The organism is Aeromonas sp. sif2416 (genome assembly GCF_019218665.1).
Classification (GTDB): Bacteria; Pseudomonadota; Gammaproteobacteria; order Enterobacterales; family Aeromonadaceae; genus Aeromonas; species Aeromonas encheleia.
Genome location: NZ_JAHUXC010000001.1, coordinates 551,586 through 565,337, shown reverse-complemented (window position 1 = coordinate 565,337; position 13,752 = coordinate 551,586). Strand labels below are relative to the sequence as shown.

9 protein-coding genes are annotated in these 13,752 nt (G+C 51.3%); 8 read left to right on the top strand and 1 reads right to left on the bottom strand.

What is annotated here, in order from left to right; all coding sequences use genetic code 11:
- Positions 1-48: 48 nt before the first annotated feature.
- Positions 49-309: a hypothetical protein gene (locus KW821_RS21620; RefSeq protein ID WP_256353304.1), complete on the bottom strand. Its 261-nt coding sequence runs from the start codon at positions 307-309 to the stop codon at positions 49-51.
- Here KW821_RS21620 and KW821_RS02560 point away from each other — a divergent pair.
- The 8 genes from KW821_RS02560 to KW821_RS02525 all read left to right on the top strand — a co-directional run bounded on the left by KW821_RS02560 (position 190) and on the right by KW821_RS02525 (position 13,751).
- Positions 190-1,203, top strand: coding sequence for a sugar transporter (locus tag KW821_RS02560; protein WP_256353295.1), 1,014 nt, complete (start codon positions 190-192; stop codon positions 1,201-1,203). The two genes, KW821_RS21620 and KW821_RS02560, sit on opposite strands and share 120 nt — an antisense overlap.
- A 258-nt stretch (positions 1,204-1,461) precedes the next feature.
- A complete protein-coding gene (locus KW821_RS02555; protein WP_256353273.1) occupies positions 1,462-2,454 on the top strand; it encodes a glycosyltransferase in 993 nt (330 codons plus the stop codon).
- 51 nt (positions 2,455-2,505) lie between these two features.
- Positions 2,506-3,681, top strand: a complete 1,176-nt coding sequence (gene wecB / locus KW821_RS02550) for a non-hydrolyzing UDP-N-acetylglucosamine 2-epimerase (RefSeq protein ID WP_256353272.1) — start codon at positions 2,506-2,508, stop codon at positions 3,679-3,681.
- 69 nt (positions 3,682-3,750) lie between these two features.
- Positions 3,751-5,007 carry a UDP-N-acetyl-D-mannosamine dehydrogenase gene (gene wecC / locus KW821_RS02545; protein ID WP_218290297.1) on the top strand — a complete coding sequence of 419 codons (1,257 nt, stop codon included), beginning with the start codon at positions 3,751-3,753 and terminating at the stop codon, positions 5,005-5,007.
- A gap of 48 nt (positions 5,008-5,055) precedes the next feature.
- A complete protein-coding gene (locus tag KW821_RS02540; protein WP_218290295.1) occupies positions 5,056-8,994 on the top strand; it encodes a glycosyltransferase in 3,939 nt (1,312 codons plus the stop codon).
- A gap of 56 nt (positions 8,995-9,050) precedes the next feature.
- Positions 9,051-10,343, top strand: coding sequence for a hypothetical protein (locus tag KW821_RS02535; RefSeq protein ID WP_218290293.1), 1,293 nt, complete (start codon positions 9,051-9,053; stop codon positions 10,341-10,343).
- A gap of 219 nt (positions 10,344-10,562) precedes the next feature.
- Positions 10,563-11,633 (top strand): galactosyltransferase-related protein, encoded by a 1,071-nt coding sequence (locus tag KW821_RS02530; RefSeq protein WP_256353271.1) that lies wholly within the window; start codon positions 10,563-10,565, stop codon positions 11,631-11,633.
- Between the two features lie 27 nt (positions 11,634-11,660).
- Positions 11,661-13,751, top strand: a complete 2,091-nt coding sequence (locus KW821_RS02525; RefSeq protein ID WP_218290291.1) for a capsular polysaccharide biosynthesis protein — start codon at positions 11,661-11,663, stop codon at positions 13,749-13,751.
- Position 13,752 lies beyond the last annotated feature (1 nt).

The window sequence follows — 13,752 nt, the reverse complement described above, 5'->3', positions numbered from 1 at the left end:
ATGACTCAACCTATCCGTTCCGAAAGACCATCTCGCCTTGCGCGTAAACTACGTAAGCTTAGCAATGAGCCAAAGCGTTTCTTTATCGACTCCAGTGGTTTTCAGATTGCCCACCGTTCTTGGCAACAGAGCCTCAAGCTCGGCAGTTTTCTCTGGGTGGTGGCCTGCTTTTCCATCGCCGTACTCTATTTGGGGTTCATCGCCTCCGACCGTTACGTGAGCCGGGCAGAGATAATTATCAAGCAAGCTGATCAAATCAAGATGCTGCCCGATGCCCTGTCGATGCTGGGTATCGGTGGCAGCAATCATCAGGATGTACTCTTGATCCAGGATTATCTGAACTCCTGGGATCTGCTAGCCAAGCTGGATAAAGAGCTCAACCTCAAGTCCCATTACCAGAGCGATAAGGCGGACTATTTTTCACGCCTGCCGGGCGATGTCAGCCAGGAAGATTTTATCGAGTATTATCGCAAGCATCTGACGCTGCGCCTTGATGAACTGTCGGGTGTACTCACCATCGAATTGCAGGCGTTTGATCCCGAATATGGCCAGCAGGTGGTGGGCCTGATGCTCAAGGAGTCCGAGCGCTTTATCAACAAGCTGGGACATCAGGTCGCGCTGGATCAGCTGGCGTTTGTAGAGAAAGAGGTCGATCGGGCTTATCGACGGCTGCAGGATGAGAAAGCCAAGGTGCTGGCCTTTCAAAACAGCCATCAGCTGATCAGCCCGGAATCCACCAGTAGTGCCCGCCTGGGGGTTGTCAGCCAGATCGAGGCCGAGCTGGTGAACCAGCAGGCAGAGCTCAAGCAACTACGCAGTTACATGAAGGAAACCGCCCCTGGCGTCATCTCGGTGCAGAGCCGGGTCGATGCCTTGACCAGGCAGCTGGAGCAGGAGCGAGCCAAGCTCACCGGTCTGGATAAGGATGCGATGAACGAAATCACCGCCGGCTATCTGGATGTGCAAACCCAGGCTACCCTGGCAGCGGATCTCTACAAGACCGGCCTTATCAGCCTGGAGCAGGCCAGGATCGAGGCTTACCGCAAACTGAAACATCTGCTGGTCATCAGTCAGCCGACCCGGGCCGAAGATGCCGAATACCCTCGCCGTCTCTACAACCTGGCCACCGTAGGCGTACTGCTTTTCCTCTTCTATGGACTGGTTGTAATGGGTCTCGCTACCCTGCGGGAACATCAGGACTGACGAGAATATAGTATTGAATTTAAAGCCATAGCGGCATGCTCGGGTAAATAAAGATCTCATGTGCCCGAGCACTATATTGATAGATAACGTACATCATGATGGACTGCATCAATCTGCTGGCGGTTTACCCTGAATGTCAGCCACTCTCGCGTTTTTATTTTACCATTATGGCGCCGTCAGTCAGGTCGCTGGCGCTCTTATAATATAAATAATGGAATGGCAATTATTGCCACTCCATTTCAGCCATGAGTCAATATTTTGTATAAATATAAACGTCCACGTATTGCTTTAGTGGCAGATCAGTTCACGACATTCAGCTTGACACCTGATGCGGACCTTATTCATCTCACCCCACTAGACTGGCAATGGAAACTAAGGCTATTCAAGCCAGACTTTCTGTTTGTTGAGTCTGCCTGGCGTGGCTATAAGAGCAGTTGGCAAGGGAAAATTGCCAGTTATGCACATAGTTCACCCAATAAACCGGAATTGAACAAGCTGGTGAGCTTTTGTCGTAAGCGAAAAATAACCACCATATTCTGGAATAAAGAAGACCCGTTCCATTTTGAACGTTTTGCCGATGCTGCCGCACTGTTTGATGTTGTATACACCACGGATGCAGGATCGATCGATCGCTACCACGCCCTCCCCCATCAGGCATTCCAGCATGTGGGTGTATTGATGTTTGCCGCCCAGCCACGCTGGTATCAGCCGGCGATAAGCGGTGAGCGGGGGCCAGGGATCGCTTTTCTGGGCGGCTATTATGGCAATGAATTGGCAGAACGCAGCAGGACACAAGAAGACGTACTGTATGCATTGCGTGATCAGGGGTTAGTCATTTTTGATCGGTTTTGGCAAAAGAATAATGATTGTAGCTATCCGGATAAACTACAACCATATTGCAAGCCGGCCATCTCACCGGCATTGGTCGCCAAGGCTTATCGGCAATATCAGCTTTACTTGAATTTCAATACGATCAGTCAATCTTCAACCATGTTATCCCGCCGTGTGTTCGAGTTGGCGGCGGCTGGCTGTCCTATTATCAGCACGCCGTCGATAGCGATGGATAACATTTTTGGTGAGAGTATTGTTGCGGTACAGGATGGTACAGCGGCACGAGAGTGGTGTGTGCAATTACAAAAAGACATTCGACAGAGAAACGAATTGGGCGAACAAGCGAGGGATATAGTGCTGGCCCAACACACCTGGCAGCACCGGCTGACACAACTTAATCGTGAACTCAGCCTATATTGAGTCATTTTTGGAAAATACGTAAAACCTAATAACTCACACGGGAATTTTATTATGCCAACAAAAGTGCAACGGGTTTTAATGGTATTCGGGACCAGACCGGAAGCAATAAAAATGGCCCCCATCGTCAAGGCCTTCCAGGCCAATCGCAAGGTTGATATCAGAGTCTGTGTCACAGGACAACACCGGGAGATGCTGGATCAGGTGCTCAATCTGTTCGAGATCGAGCCGGAATATGATCTCAACATCATGAAGCCGGGGCAGGACCTGACCGATGTCACCACCGCCATTTTGCAAGGACTGAGGCCGGTGTTTGCCGAGTTCAAGCCGGATCGGATCCTGGTGCACGGTGACACTGCTACCTCTTTTGCCGCTACCTTGGCGGCCTACTATCACCGTATCGCGGTCGGTCACGTCGAGGCTGGCCTTCGCACCGGCAATATCTACTCTCCCTGGCCAGAAGAGGGGATGCGACGTCTGACCGGCGGTATTGCCGATCAGCACTACACCCCGACGATCAGCTCGCTGAAAAACCTCATCATGGAAAATATCGCGCCCGAGACCATCTTCGTGACCGGTAACTCGGTGATCGATGCCCTGATCGAGGTTTCTCACCGCATTGATAATAATGTTGGCATGAAAACCGAGCTGGCCAGCTGCTTCCCGTTCCTGGACAAGAGCAAGAAGCTAATCCTGGTCACCGGCCATCGCCGGGAAAACCATGGCGATGGCTTCGAGCGCATCTGCAAGGCGCTGGCAGTGCTGGCCCAGCGAGATGACGTACAGATCGTCTACCCGGTGCACCTCAACCCCAACGTGCAGGAGCCGGTCAACCGTAACCTCAAGGGACTCGACAATGTGCATCTGATCGAGCCGCAGGATTACCTGCCCTTCGTCTATCTGATGAAGCAGAGTTACCTGATCCTGACCGACTCCGGCGGCATTCAGGAAGAGGCGCCGACCCTGGGCAAACCCGTGTTGTGCATGCGCGACACCACCGAGCGCCCCGCCGCCGTCAAGGCCGGTACCGTGCGCCTGGTCGGCACCTGTGACGAGACCATAGTGGCCGAAACAGTTCGCCTGCTAGACGATGAGCTGGCCTATCAGGTGATGAGTCATGCCAACAATCCCTATGGGGATGGCAAAACCAGTCAGCGTATCGTCGAAGCCGTGCTTGGCCTGAGCGGTGCCCTAGGTCAGCAGATTGACAGCGGCCTGCAGGTCGCCTGATTTACAGATTACATAATCTGTCCTTGGGGCAAGGGTTATGCCCCTTTTTACTATCGAGAGCACAAAATAATGAAATTCGAAACCATCTCCGTTGTTGGTCTGGGTTATATCGGTTTGCCAACAGCAGCAGTCATCGCCAGCAACGGCATTCGCGTCGTGGGCGTGGACGTCAACCAGCATGCGGTCGATACCATCAATCAGGGCAAGATCCACATCGTCGAGCCGGGTCTGGAAGATCTGGTCAAGCAAGCCGTGCAGGATGGCCATCTGAGTGCCCACACCAGCCCACAGAAGGCTGATGCCTTCCTGATCGCCGTGCCGACCCCGTTCAAGGGGGAGGATCACCAGCCGGATCTGAAATATATCGAGAGTGCCTCTCGTGCCCTGGCCCCCATGCTGGAGAAAGGCAATCTGGTGGTGCTGGAGTCCACCTCTCCAGTGGGTGCGACCGAGCAGATGGCCAAGTGGCTGGCCGAGGAGCGCAGCGATCTGACCTTCCCCCATACCGTGGCTGAAGGCCAGACCCCTGATATCTTTGTTGCACATTGCCCGGAGCGGGTCCTGCCAGGCCAGGTGATCCGCGAGCTGGTCGAAAACGATCGCATCATCGGTGGCATGGACAAGGCCAGTACCGCAGCAGCCACCCAGGTCTACAAGATGTTCGTCAAGAAGGGTGAGTGCATCGCGACCGAAGCGCGCACCGCCGAGATGAGCAAGCTGACCGAAAACGCCTTCCGTGACGTAAACATCGCCTTTGCCAATGAGCTGTCATTGATCTGTGACAAGCAGGGCATCAACGTGTGGGAGCTGATCTCCCTGGCCAACCGCCACCCCCGCGTCAATATCCTGCAACCGGGTTGTGGCGTAGGAGGTCACTGCATCGCGGTCGACCCCTGGTTTATCGTCAACCAGAACCCGGACACGGCCCGCATGATCCAGCAGGCGCGCCTTATCAACGACTACAAGCCGCACTATGTGGTGGAGCAGGTGGAGCAGGCCGTTGCCGGTCTGACCAACCCGAAAATTGCCTGCCTGGGATTGGCCTTCAAACCGGATATCGACGACCTGCGCGAAAGCCCGGCGCTGGATATCACCAAGACCCTGGCCAACAACCCGGCCTATCAGATCCTGGCAGTAGAACCCAATATCGAGGCCCTGCCACCGGCACTGGAAAATCGTAATAACGTCACACTATCACTCCTCTCCGACGCTCTGCTGCAAGCCGATGTGATCGTGATTCTGGTCAAGCACAAGCAATTCCTTGGTATGACCCAGAACGATACCAGGTCCTGCGAGATACTCGACTTCGTTAACGCCATCCAATAATTAACCACGGGGCCATGTCAGCATGGCCCCGTTAATATATATAAGAACATGAAAAAACAAAGAAACAACCGAATAGCTAAGAAAAACGTGGCCGCGATATCCAAGGCGGATCTGGTAAAAAAACTGGATCTGACGGCAAGCGCGTCTGCAGAGAAAATCGACACACTTGAGGATGAAATACAAACGTCCCTTCACCAGCTACGTGAAGCTCGGATCAAATACCGAAATGTGACCCAGCAAGTTTCTGACTATAAGGAAAAAGTCACCAGCCTAGAAGAAGAATATGATGAGGCGCGAGAACAACGGGATACTCTTCAGCAACAACTTGCTCAGCTAAATCATCAAGTTGAACAACTCAATGATCACCTTTTGACAAAAGACAGTGCCTTGTCAGTCAATACGGCGGTGACACAATCGATTCAGTCTGAACAAGAACATATGAAGATGGAGTTCTTGCGCTCAAGACTCGCGCTTCATGAGATGAGACAAGAATTGGCCCGCGTTCATGGCGAGCTAGAAGAGCAACGAGTGAAAGCCGCCAAGCTAAAAAACACACTTTCCTATCAACTCGGTCATACGCTCATCTTTTCCACCAAGAGTTGGAAAGGCTTTTTCTCTTTGCCTCTAAAACTGTTGGCACTGAAGAAAACTGCCAAGGAGCGACGTGGGATTACCATTCCTCCGAGTATGCTGTCCAAGCCACTGCCTGACACGATCAGTGTCAACACCCGAGCCGATGTTATTCATCTTGAACGCGCCTTCGAAAAGCTGGTACTGGATACCGGTGATGGTATCACCAAGGCTTTACGACGACTCAAAGTCGCCAGCATTATGGATGAATTTACCTATCTCTCCTACGAGCCTGAATGCAATCTGCTGCAATTGACCCCGCAGAACTGGTTGACCGAGCTCGAATCATTCCACCCAGAATTGCTCATGATTGAGTCGGCCTGGCGCGGTAAAAATGACCTTTGGGGCAGCAAAGTCGGCCATATGAGCCAGGAAGTCGTCAGTGTCGTGGAATGGTGCCGCAGCAACGGTGTCCCTACCATCTTCTGGAATAAAGAGGATCCTGTTCACTTCGAGACATTCCTGAATACCGCCAAGCTCTTTGACTATGTCTTTACCACAGATATCGACTGTATCAGCCGATATAAGACAGCACTTGGCCATGACCGTGTTTATTTTCTGCCATTCGCTGCCCAGCCAAAGGTTAACAATCCGATTGAGATGTATCAGCGCAAGGATGCTTTCTGTTTTGCCGGTGCCTACTATACCAAATATCCTGAGCGTACCCGTGATCTCGGTGACTTCTTGCTGAGCCTGCCCAGTTTCAAGCCGGTAGAAATATATGACAGAAACTATGGCAAGAATGATCCTAATTACCAGTTCCCGGCAGAGTATCAACCCTTTATTGTCGGTACGCTCCCCTATAGTGAAATCGACAAGGCCTACAAGGGCTATTACTACTCGATCAATCTGAACTCGATCAAGCAGTCGCAGTCGATGTTTGCACGTCGCGTCTTCGAGTTGCTGGCCTCCAATACGATCACCGTCAGTAACTTTTCTCGTGGAGTCAGGGCCATGTTTGGCGACCTGGTCTTTACGGGGGATTCGGGAAGCGAGCTGGTCAGACGGCTGAAGAGCGTCGCCGGGAATCCGCTGAAAGTGAAGCAGCTACGGCTAATGGCCCTGCGCAAGGTCATGCTGGAACATACCTATCAGGATCGACTCGCCTACATCTATTCCAAGGTCAGCAGCACCTCGCAGGAAAGCATGCTCCCTGCAGTCTGCGTCACCGCCTATGCCAGAAGCATCGAAGAGTGCGTCGCACTGATACAACACTTCACTCTCCAGGAATATGAGAACAAGCGCCTCGTAATCGTTACACCGAACGGACTGGACACCTCCGGCCTGGCTCCCGGGGGCAATGTCACTCTGCTGAGTGCATCGGACGCCGAGCAGCGCAGGCTGCGTGAAGCCTGCGGAGGCGCATGGCTGTCGGCAATGGTGGCGGAAGACTACTACGGCCCTCATTATCTGACGGACATCATCATTGCGACGCGCTACACCGACGCTCAGGTCATTGGAAAGGGAGCGCTATACAAGGTTAAGAATGGTGAGCTGCAACTGAATCATGGTAAGCGCATCTATCAGGAGCTGGCCGTTCTGCCAGCACGTAGCAGCCTTGCGTTCGGCTCAGTAATCCCCGAGAGCAACCTTCGCGAGTGGGTCACCAACCTCTACACCTATCACTATGAAAATGCTCGCGCCTTCTCGGTGGATGAGTTCAACTACTGCATAAATGGTGCCGATGAGGCGGATCGATTCGACGAGTTCCATACCCCCACGCTGGCAGCCGGCTATAGTCTGGCCGAACTCAATCAGATTGCCGAAAACTGCCAACCGTTCGAAGGCGGCGTCGATGAGCTGCCCGCATTACACGCAACTACTTTGAGCGAGTTGCTGGTGCCTGCTAAGAACACCCAGGTTTCAGCCTTGATGGAAAACGGCCTGCTGGCGTTCAGCTCTTCATTGTCCGACGGCAAGCATGAGTACTGGTATGCCAAACGCGAGCACCATCTGTCCGAGCTCAATGTGCAAGATGGCAAGCTACGCCTGCATATGGAGACCACACCGGGACTGAACCTGCAATTTGTTCTCCTCTTTATGGATATTAATAAAGAGCGCATCTCCCATGTGATAAAGCCGGCCAATCGCAATGTGGAAATAGATATTCCGCAAGGAACTATGTCGGTCAAACTTGGCCTACGTATCTATGCGGCTGGCTCTGCCTCGCTGTCATCGCTCATTCTCGACTTCAAACCGCAAGCCCCCTGCCAGCAACTGGCGCGTAATCCGTACCTGGTTATAACCAACAACTACCCCAGCTATAACGATCTCTACAAAAATGCCTTTGTTCACAGCCGCGTCAAGGCTTACAAGGAAGCAGGTGTTACCTGCGATGTCTTCCGCTTTAAGGCTGATACCGCACTGTCCTATCATGAGTTCGAGGATATCGATGTCACCACTGGGGGGGCCGAGGCACTCGAGGTACAACTGCGACACGGCCATTACAAGCACATCGTTATTCACTTTATTGACCGCAGTATGTGGGACGTTATCAAACACCATCTGGACAGAGTGAAAATTACCGTCTGGACACATGGTGCTGATATTCAGTCCTATGAACGTCGTGCATTCCTCTATGACACACCCGAACAACACGCCAAAGCGCAAGCATTGAGCGATGCACGCCTCTCTTTATGGCGAGAGATGCTCAGCCCCATGCATATGAATCTGAAGGTCGTATTTGTTTCACGGTATTTGGCGGAAACATCCATGGAGGATCTGGGAATACGCATCCCACCGCAGCAATATGCAATCATCCATAACCCGATTGACACCGACTTCTTTGAATACAAGCCCAAGCCTGCGGAGCAGAGAAAGAAAATTCTGTCTATCCGTCCCTACGCCTCCCGTGTGTATGCCAACGATCTGATGGTCAAAGCAATTCTGGAACTGCAACAATACGAGTTCTTTAAGGAGCTGGAGTTCAGAATCATCGGTGACGGCCCACTCTTTGACGAGATCCTCGCTCCCATTGTGGGGTTGGACAACGTTATTATTGAACGACGCTTTGTCAATCGACATGAGATTAAGGCGCTGCACCAGCAATATGGGCTCTTTATGTGCCCAACTCGGATGGATACACAAGGGGTGTCCCGAGATGAGGCGATGTCATCTGGTTTAGTCCCTATAACTAGCTATGTTGCTGCAGTACCTGAGTTCATCAATAAGGAATGTGCAATTTTTGACGGGGCTGAATCTATAAAAAATATGGTTAGTGGTGTTATCAGTTTATATAATGACCCGTCCCTATTTTTAAATATGAGTAATACCGCAACCAAATGTGTAAGAGGGAAATCTGAATTAAAAATGACTGTAAGAAAGGAACTAGACATTTGCAATATCAGCAAATCTTAACTCAATCACATAACCCGTCATTAGAATAGCTACAAATAAATGAAAAGGATATTGAATTGAATTTAACTTATCTTTTTGAAGAAACATACAAATATATTTCTTATGATAAACAGGATGGTTCTCTAAGCATTTCTACTATCGGCAATTCAGATGAACATGACTTCAAATATGTTTATAGCAAACCAATTGATATTCAAGTATTATGCAATCCAGAAAAAAATGAACATTCATTCTTTTTTGATTGCGATGGTGAAGCGAATATCTGTGGAGGAGTTGTATTCTTAAATTCGTCAAAAGAAAAAATAGGTTCAATAGTTAAGAATTGCAATCAGATATTTGATTTTGAAATACCAGAAGAAGCAAGCTTCATAACATTATGCTTAAGGGCAATTAAGAATCACGCATTTAAAATAAATAATTTCGTGATTGGTGAAAAATCTGACATTCATTCTTACATTAATAAATGTAGCAGTTTTGATGTAATGGCAACCACTACTAACATTAGTAAACACCAGAATAGAAAAATTATAATTGAGACTATTTTCTGTGATACAGAAACAAGAACACATGCCTTAGAAAAATATTTTAGCTATTTTTCAACTCAGATATATTTAATGAGTAGGCAAACAGAAAAGAATTTTATATGGGTTATTCACATTTCCTCTGACAAGCAACTTTACATACGTAAGATATCATCATTATTAAGCGATTATAATCTACATGAAGTATGTTTCATTAATGTTTTTGAGCATCCCAAAGAAGGATATAATAATGAAAACGAAACACATATAGACAGAAGATGCAGACCTAACGCAAGTTATCCAGAACGGCGCAATCATTTATTTTCTTTATTTTTAGATAAGTTCAAACCTATAGACTTAAGCAAAGGCAACCTTATAGCCAGAGTATCTACTGATGATGACGACTTCATGTTTCCAAATTATATTGCCGCAATCAATTTGTTAATTTCAAAATACCGAAAAAATATTGAAAGTAATGAATTCGTATGCTTGGGGTTTGGTCGTAACTATGTAGCCACATACAAAACCAACGGCTCAGTATTTATGGAGGACGTTAGTTTGAGTAGGTTAATACCAGGAATGAAATTTGTATGTTCAAACAAAACAATACCACGTTCTCCATTTGGGTTGCCAGAAGATTTCAATTTTGAGAAAAATAACAGTGGCCATGATATATACATTGACGATCATGAATTCCCCCCTTGCTATGTGTATAATCGTCATGGCGCCAATTACTCTAATGGACAAAAAAACCTTTATTACACAAAAAAATTCAATGAACTGTCATTTAAAAACCACAACGAGATAGTTGACTATATTTTAGCATAACGTATTACTTACCCTAGTTTCCTGTTACTAATGAATTGTACATGAGCTGTAATGGCAATGATCAAAAATATATTTCAACATTGCATTTTGTTGGGGGGATTCATGGTTTATATATTTAATGGTGAACAAGTAATATAAGCCCGCCATTTTGGTGGAATATTGTAAATACAATTATTACCTATTTTTCACCTTGCCTATATAAATTAACGTAGATAAACCATGCCACACGACATCAACATTATCACGCCACTCTATTTTCAACAATCTGGACGAGGGCGTCTATGCATTTTAATGAAAAGACTAGAGGCCTGCCTCAAGTCCCTTTCTTGCGTTAACCCACAAAATATACTAGTACCAACTAATTTACCCCCACAGTTGTCTGAAATAATTAATGCCATTGTGCTTGACGATAAACAAAATGGTCCAGTTTATTCCCCTGGTAACGCTCGCAATCATGCCATCGTCTATGCTCCCGCCAAGATGATATTTATCATGGATGCTGATCTTCTTTGTTCATCCATGCTAAGTGAGCAATTACATAGTCGAGGTGTGGAATGCGAGAGAGCTGGGGACAACGCTTTTGATATGTACCCCTGCCTCTATCTGACCAAGGAAGAGACGGAGCGGTTTGACGGGGATTTTCAGGGCTGTCTGGAGTCCTTCTTACGTGGTGAAAACCACAGGGTGGAGGGCATCGCCCTGGCCAGCAGTTGCCTGCTGATGAACCGCGAGTGGTTTTTGCAACTGGGGGGGTTTGACGAGCAGTTTGTTGGCCACGGTGGTGAGGACTTGGAGCTGATCGACCGGCTGACTCGTCACTACCCGATAGGGCCGCGTCCCACTGACTATGGCTTGAATATCAAGGCGCAGCATCCGGGGGATTATCAGGGCTTTCGCCGCTATTTCAGCTATTATGCCCTGCCCCATCTGTTTGCCGGCCGCTTCCTGGTGCACCAGTGGCACCCGCGCCCACTGACCCACCCTTATCACAAACGGCGGGCGGGCAATGACCAACTACTGGAACAGATGCTGGCCCGCTCTGAAGCAGATAAAGGCCCCTTGAAAGGGCCTGTGGTCCCCTGCAATGACCTTAATGGGGAACTGCCCGATTTTAGGGAGTGGATGATCCGTTTGCAGGAAGAGGCGGGTTATCCCGTCAGTGAGTACCCGGGGCTGTTACGCTGGCAGGATGGCATTAAGCCCAAGCGTCCCTTGTGGCGCAAAGTACGCAAGCTTTACCTCAACCCCAGGGCTTTTTTCAGAGACATGTTCAAGCCCGCATCTCACTGAACTTCATTTTTTATCTGAGCAACTTGCATGACTCTATGGACACAATCTGGCGGCATACTGGCCCGCGACTCGCAGATCAGCGCCTGCCTGGGCCAGCCATTGGCGCGTCTCACCCCTGACGCCACTCCCCAGCCCGGCGATGTACTGGTCGGCTGGGGCCAAAAGGCCAATACCCGTCAGATCAAGCAGCAGGCGCAAGAGTTGGGCCTGCCCTATTGGCAGTTGGAAGATGGCTTTATCGGTTATATCGGCCATCCAGCCCGGGGGGGCAAGGCGGTGTCGCTTATCGCAGATCCCGTCGGCATCTATTACGATGCGCGCCAGCCCAGTCAGTTGGAGCAGTTGATTGCCACCCCCTGTGAGCCCGCCCTGCTGGATCGGGCCGAGCGCCTCATTCGTGAGCTGGTACGCCTCGGGGTGACCAAGTACAACTGCTATGCCACGCCACCTGTCTATCCATCTCTTCACTCTTCAGACCGGCCAGCGGCTCGCGGCGGGGATGCCAGCGGCTTGCCAGCGGCACTGGCCCAGCGTCTGCTACGGGATGCCAGACCCAGGGTATTGCTGGTCGATCAGGTGGCGGGAGATCTCTCCATTCCCGGGGCGCTCGCCAGTGAGGCGGACTTTGTGGCCATGGTGGAAACGGCGCGCCGCAATCACCCCAATGCCCGCCTGCTGCTGCGCACCCATCCGGACACCCGCTTTGGCAAGAAGAGCGGCGTACTGGCTCGGCTGCAACTGGATGATGTGGAGGTAGTCGCCGAGCACTGCCACCCCCATGCCCTGCTCAGCCGAGTGGAGGCAGTCTATACCGTCTCTTCCCAGCTCGGATTTGAGGCCCTGCTGCTCGGCAAGCCGGTGCATTGCTTCGGCATGCCGTTTTACGCCGGCTGGGGCCTGACCCACGACAGCAAGCAATGCGAGCGACGCGACACCCGAGTCTCACTGGCTCAACTGGTCGCGGCGGCGCTGATCCGCTATCCACGCTATTTGGATCCGGTACTGGGCCGGCGCTGTGAGGTGGAGGAGGTGCTGGCCATCATCGCCCGCCAGCAGAAGCCGGCTCCGCGCTGGCGCCGGCTCTATCTGGTGGGTTTCTCCCTGTGGAAACGCGCCTTTATGCAGGCGTTCTGCCATCACCTGGCCGACGAGCTGCATTTCGTGCGCAAACCACCTAAACGCCTGACCGGTGATGAACAGGTACTGGTGTGGGGCAGTCGCCACCCCGATCTCACCTCGGCCATCCGGGTGGAAGATGGCTTTATCCGATCCAAGGGACTGGGCTCCAATCTGTGTCGCCCCTCTTCCCTCTCCCTCGATCCGGTCGGGATCTATTTCGATAGCCGCACACCAAGCGGGCTCGAGCAGTTGCTCAACTATCAGCAGCTGACCGAGCAGGACGTTAATCGGGGTGCGGCGTTGATCGAACTGCTCCAGCATCACAGGGTCAGCAAGTACAATGTCGGCGCCCAGGAGCACTTCACTCCCCCTGCCGATGGCCGCCCGCTGGTGCTGGTGGTGGGCCAGGTGGATGGCGATGCCTCCATCCTGACCGGCAGCCCGTCCATTCGCAGCAATGAGCAGTTGCTGTGGGCCGTGCGCGCCGCCAAGCCCGAGGCCCACATCCTGTTCAAGCCTCACCCGGATGTGGTGGCGGGCAATAGGGCCGGTGCCATTTCGGCTGAGTGTCTGGCGGAATGTGTCGACAGTCAGGTGCTGGATATCGGCCTCACCAGCCTCTATCCCCATGTGGATGAGCTGCATACCATGACCTCCCTGAGCGGCTTCGAGGCGCTGGTGCAGGGGGTCAAGGTCACCACTTGGGGCCAGCCCTTCTACAGTGGCTGGGGGCTGACCACCGATGCCCATCCCCCTGCCCGCCGTCAGCGCAGCCTGCCTCTGGCGGCGCTGGTCTACCTGACGCTGGTCGCCTATCCGCTCTATATCGATTGGCAGACCGGCCTCTGGATTAGTCCGGAGCAGTTGATCCGCCAGCTGGCTGCACAAGGGCAATCCGCACCCCGGAAATCGAGCCGCTGGCAGCGCTGGCAGATCAAGTTCGGTTATCTGACACAGACCCTGTTGCAACGCCCTTCCCTCCCCCAGTTCATGAGATAAG

Excerpts from the sequence above, each read along its gene's own strand:
- KW821_RS21620 (WP_256353304.1), bottom strand. The coding sequence starts at position 309 with ATGATTGCTGCCACCGATACCCAGCATCGACAGGGCATCGGGCAGCAT.
- KW821_RS02540 (WP_218290295.1), top strand. The coding sequence starts at position 5,056 with ATGAAAAAACAAAGAAACAACCGAATAGCTAAGAAAAACGTGGCCGCG.
- KW821_RS02525 (WP_218290291.1), top strand. The coding sequence starts at position 11,661 with ATGACTCTATGGACACAATCTGGCGGCATACTGGCCCGCGACTCGCAG.
- wecC (WP_218290297.1), top strand. The coding sequence starts at position 3,751 with ATGAAATTCGAAACCATCTCCGTTGTTGGTCTGGGTTATATCGGTTTG.
- KW821_RS02530 (WP_256353271.1), top strand. The coding sequence starts at position 10,563 with ATGCCACACGACATCAACATTATCACGCCACTCTATTTTCAACAATCT.
- wecB (WP_256353272.1), top strand. The coding sequence starts at position 2,506 with ATGCCAACAAAAGTGCAACGGGTTTTAATGGTATTCGGGACCAGACCG.